Genomic DNA, 3,892 nt, shown 5'->3' on the forward strand with positions numbered 1-3,892 from the left:
GACGAACGATCCGGTCGGGGGTTTACCGGCCCTCACCGGGTCGCGGCAGCGCACGACCCGGTGGCCGGGGGCGGCCTGGAGCGCGTCGGGCTTCTGGAGGCGACCGCGGCACTGTTCGTCGGACTGTGGGTGGCGGAGCAGGCTGACGTACGAGCGATCGCACCGCCCCTGGCGTACGCGACAGGCCCAAGAGCCGAGCGTGCGTGCGCACCGGACAGGATCAGGATGCTGAGGCGCCAGTAGTTCTGTCGCGCAGGAGGACAACTCCGCGCAATAACAGTCCTGTTGGCAGACTTCAGGATGGGGCGGGGCCGGCCGGATTCGAACCGGCGTCCTCCCACACGTCGTGAAGGCGCGACAGCCACTGCGCTACGAGCCCCATCCCGCCCGATCATACGAGCCACCCACACGCGGCGTTCTGAATTTCATCCCGTAGGACTGATCACCCGGCGCTACGACCTCACCTTGTCGATTGATCAAAGGCGTTCGGAGAGGTGGGGGCCGTCCACGGCCTGCACGGCAGCGCTTGCGTGACCCTCTGAGCGCGCCCGCGCCCGGCCTCCACAAGCGCCGCTCGTCCGGAACGTTCAGCTGCCGACGCGCGTGTACGTGAGGAACACCGCGCCGCTCTTGAGGGCGGTGTGGTCTGCGAGTGTCCAGGTGCGCGGGTCGAAGGCAGCCTTGCGGGAGAACAGCGGGATCCCGTCGCCGATGGTCAGCGGGCCGAGTTTGAGGATGAGCGTGTCGATCTCGGCGTACAGGGAGCCCGCGAGTTCGGCGCCGCCCAGGAGCCAGATGTCCTTGCCGTCCTGCTGCTTGAGTTCGCGCACGGTCGCCACCGGGTCGTCGGCGACCAGTTCGACAGCCGGGTCCGGGCTCTCGGTCAGGGTCCGGGAAAACACCAGGTGACGCAGGTGGGGGTAGGCGTCGGTGATGCCGGCCGCAAGACCGATCTCGTAGCTGCGCCGCCCCTCCAGCACGGTGTCGAAGTGCGTGCCCTCCGCCGTGACGGACAAAGCCTGCCGGGCCTGGACGGGCAGCGTCTCCGGGTACTCGGCCACGAGGTGCTGTATGTAGTCCTCCGGTATGGGCCAGAAGCCGTTGGGACCGGTGGGGTCCCCGCCGTCCGGGCCCGCGATGAAGCCATCGAGGGTGGTGGCGATGTAGTGGACGAGTCTGCGCATGCCGGGTCCCTTCCGTTGGTCACGCTGTCGCACTGCGGCCCGGCACCGCCGGATGGCATGCCGAGGTGCGAGGCCGCTGGCTGATCATGGCATCCGTCCACCCGGCGCGGGCACCGTGCTGTCGAATTTTGTTTCTGGCGGCGAACTTGGGGAGCGGTCGCGGAAATTCACCGGGGCAACAGCATGGGTTGGGTCAGCCCGTAGGGGGGTTTGCCGGGACAGTCGAAACTTCCGGGCACTCTCGCGAGCCGTGCTGGCATTGTATGAATCGTGTGCCTGGTCGTTCAGAAGCTGCCCAGCGACGGGGTCAACAAGCCGGTCTGGCTGTGGTGGTCGCGCACCGGCGCGACAGCGGCGGACGTCGACCGCTGCTGGCAGTCGTTCTTGCGTCGCTTCGACGTGGAGCACATATTCCGCCTGTTCAAGCAGACTCTTGGCTCGACCAAGCCCCGGCTTCGCAGCTCGGAAGCGGCCGACCGGTGGACCTGGCTCGTGATCGCTGCCTATGCCCAGCTCCGGCTCGCCCGACCGCTGGCCCATAGACCTCCGCAGGCCCTGGGAGAAGCCGACCGAGCCGAACAGGCTCACACCGGCCCGCGTCCGCAGAGGGTTCAGAAACCTGCACGCGAAGACCGGTTCCCCAGCCGGTGCACCGAACCGTCCCGCCCCGGCCCAGGCAGGCCGCCAGGCTCGAAGAACCGGCTACCGGCCACCCGTCACGGTGTCGGGCGGGTCCTCGCCACCGGCGCGGCGTTCAGCCGTCCCGCCCACCAAAAAGTCGGCACCAAGCCCCGCCGCGGCGCCTGAAGCTCCGCCCGCCTGAACCGTCGGGAAGCCGGCGACGTTGGATGGCTTCATGGTGAGACGAAAGCGGGAGAAGAAGAGGCGACCTCCCTTCGGCATGCCGAAGGGCATCGTCCTGCTCGCGACGCCGGAAGGCTGGCGCCACAGTGTCCTCACCGTGGAAGGCGGGATGCTCTGCGGGCGCCTCGCCGACGTTCCGGTCGCTACCGCCCCGGACGAGGCACAGGCCGCCGCGGCGACCATGGTGATGGGACTCGCACACGACGTCCACGGAGTACACGTCGACGTGACCTGGGACCCGCCCCGGGAACCCGGGGCCTGGACCGCTCAGGTGACCCTTGCCTCGACCTCTCCGAACGCCTTCGGTCAAACGACAAGGTGAGGTCGTCGCGCCGAGCGACCAGTCCTAGGGGATTTATTTCAGAGCGCTGGATGCGGATGGCTCGTACGATCGCGGGCGGGATGGGGCTCGTAGCGCAGTGGCTGTCGCGCCTTCACGGCATGTAGGAGGACGTCGGTTCGAATCCGGCCGGCCCCATCCCACCCTGGCTCGTGCCAACAGAGCACGCTTCCGCAGGTGTTGGATCTCCGCGCGACCGAAACATCTGGCGTCTGGACATCTGGTGCCTGAACATCTTGATCCTGTCCGGTAGGCCTCACGCACGCTCGGCTTGCGGGCCCGTCGCGTACGCCAGTGGCGGTGCGATCGCCCGTACGTCCGCCTGCTCCCCCACCCACAGTCCGATGAACAGTGCCGCGGTCGCCTCCAGCAGCCCGGCGCGTTGCAGCCCGCCCCCGGCCACCGGCTCGCAGCCCACGTCCCGCACCAGTTCGTACACCAGCGTGAGTGCCGCCCCGTCGTCCCCGCAGACCGGAACCGCGAGGGGCCGACCGTCGAAGACCGGCGGTGTCATCCGCCAGACATCCTCGTGGCAGAGGTTGAACGCCTTGACGACCTGCGCACCCGGTGCCGCCGCCGCCAGTCGGTCCGCCGCCGAGGGGCCGCCTTCGGTCAGCAGCCGGAAGCCGGGACCGACCGGATTGGCACAGTCGAGCAGGACCTTCCCGGTCAGCGCCGCCCGGAGTTCGTCGACGACCGCTGCCCCCGCGCCATAGGGCAGCGCGACCAGGACCACCCCACCGAAGTCCGCCGCCTGCCGCAGGCTCCCGTGGCCCGCACCGCCCCCGATGCGGGTCGCGAGCCGCCGCGCCTTCTGCTCGTCCCGGCCTCCGAAGAACACCTCGTGCCCGGCCCGCACCCAGTGCGTGGCCAGTGCGTCAGCCATGTTCCCCGTTCCCAGCACGCCGATCCTCATCGCTTCGTTCCTCTCCCAGCCCGTTCCCACCACTTGCCCGTTCCCACCACTTCCGGGCGACACTAGGAAACCGGTCAGGCACCATTCGGGACGTGACGACCGACGCCTACCTCGCCGACTGCCGCGCCCGCCTCGCCTTCGACCTTCTCTCCAACACCTGGAACCCCGTGCTGATCTGGGTCCTGCGGAACGGCCCCAGACGCCCTGGAGAACTCCGCGAGCGCATCGGCGGCATCAGCTCCAAGGTCTTGACCGAGACGCTGCGGCGGCTGGAGTTCAACGGTCTGGTGGAACGACACGCCTATGCCGAGGCTCCGCCCCGTGTCGAGTACGAACTCACCGCTCTGGGAAGGACGCTGCTCGGTCCGATCGACGCGTTCGGCGCCTGGGCCTTCGAACACGGCGATGAGGTCATGGCCGCCCAGGACCGAAGCGGCGGGTGAGTTCAGCCTGCGACCCCCGCTCCGGTCCGCGTGAATCGCCCTCATCGCCGTGAGGTCGAGCGCCTCCGACAGGGGCTGCTCCGACCGGGTCGTGCGCTGCCGCGACCCGGCGCGGACCGGTAGGACCCCGACCGGATCGTTCCCG

Annotated in this window: 4 protein-coding genes, 2 tRNA genes and 2 pseudogenes; 5 read left to right on the forward strand and 3 right to left on the reverse strand. The window is 69.1% G+C overall.

What is annotated here, in order from left to right:
- Window positions 1-243, forward strand: a pseudogene (locus tag ACIRJT_RS38760) (hypothetical protein); the annotation flags it as partial.
- Window positions 244-306: 63 nt separating this feature from the next.
- On the opposite strand, the gene ACIRJT_RS38765 reads toward ACIRJT_RS38760, so the two are convergent.
- Window positions 307-380: transfer RNA gene (locus ACIRJT_RS38765), tRNA-OTHER, on the reverse strand.
- Between the two features lie 207 nt (window positions 381-587).
- On the reverse strand, window positions 588-1,184 hold the full coding sequence (locus ACIRJT_RS38770; RefSeq protein WP_402095732.1) for a dihydrofolate reductase family protein: 597 nt from the start codon (window positions 1,182-1,184) through the stop codon (window positions 588-590).
- Window positions 1,185-1,451: 267 nt separating this feature from the next.
- Here ACIRJT_RS38770 and ACIRJT_RS38775 point away from each other — a divergent pair.
- The 3 genes and pseudogenes from ACIRJT_RS38775 to ACIRJT_RS38785 all read left to right on the forward strand — a co-directional run.
- Window positions 1,452-1,991, forward strand: a pseudogene (locus ACIRJT_RS38775) (transposase); the annotation flags it as partial.
- 49 nt (window positions 1,992-2,040) lie between these two features.
- Window positions 2,041-2,370: a hypothetical protein gene (locus ACIRJT_RS38780; RefSeq protein WP_403919333.1), complete on the forward strand. Its 330-nt coding sequence runs from the start codon at window positions 2,041-2,043 to the stop codon at window positions 2,368-2,370.
- An 82-nt stretch (window positions 2,371-2,452) separates the two neighbouring features.
- Window positions 2,453-2,526 (forward strand) — tRNA-Ala (locus ACIRJT_RS38785).
- 118 nt (window positions 2,527-2,644) lie between these two features.
- On the opposite strand, the gene ACIRJT_RS38790 is transcribed toward ACIRJT_RS38785, so the two are convergent.
- Window positions 2,645-3,304, reverse strand: coding sequence for an NADPH-dependent F420 reductase (locus ACIRJT_RS38790; protein ID WP_403919335.1), 660 nt, complete (start codon window positions 3,302-3,304; stop codon window positions 2,645-2,647).
- A gap of 92 nt (window positions 3,305-3,396) precedes the next feature.
- Here ACIRJT_RS38790 and ACIRJT_RS38795 point away from each other — a divergent pair, with 92 nt between their 5' ends.
- On the forward strand, window positions 3,397-3,747 hold the full coding sequence (locus ACIRJT_RS38795) for a winged helix-turn-helix transcriptional regulator (RefSeq protein ID WP_403919338.1): 351 nt from the start codon (window positions 3,397-3,399) through the stop codon (window positions 3,745-3,747).
- Window positions 3,748-3,892 lie beyond the last annotated feature (145 nt).

The sequence above is a fragment of the Streptomyces sp. NPDC102283 genome (genome assembly GCF_044766265.1).
In the GTDB taxonomy this organism is placed as follows: Bacteria; Actinomycetota; Actinomycetes; order Streptomycetales; family Streptomycetaceae; genus Streptomyces.